The organism is Psychrobacter sp. TB20-MNA-CIBAN-0197, assembly GCF_040309765.1.
Taxonomy (GTDB): domain Bacteria; phylum Pseudomonadota; class Gammaproteobacteria; order Pseudomonadales; family Moraxellaceae; genus Psychrobacter; species Psychrobacter submarinus.
Genome location: NZ_JBEOPC010000527.1, coordinates 1 through 275, shown reverse-complemented (window position 1 = coordinate 275; position 275 = coordinate 1). Strand labels below are relative to the sequence as shown.

1 pseudogene is annotated in these 275 nt (G+C 49.8%); it reads left to right on the top strand.

Annotated elements, in window-relative coordinates:
- Positions 1 to 256: pseudogene (locus AAEY83_RS14800) on the top strand (hypothetical protein); the annotation flags it as partial.
- Positions 257 to 275: the final 19 nt, after the last annotated feature.

Genomic DNA, 275 nt, shown 5'->3' with positions numbered 1-275 from the left:
CTTAGACAACTGGGTACGCAAGTATAAAAAAGAGCAGCAAGGCGTTCGTCCAACTAAAGGTCTAGCATTAACTGATGATCCGCGCCGCATACAAGAGCTTGAGCGAGAAGTCAGACAGCTTAAGATAGAGAAAGACATCCTAAATGAGGAGGGATTAAGCGAAGCACTGCTTCGCCCCGACGCAAGGGGAGAGCTATGCTCGAGTGGGCTTCAGCTCTGCTGGCATCGGACAACCTCAACGTCTATCGTTGATTAAAAAGCTGGCAGAGCAGGAC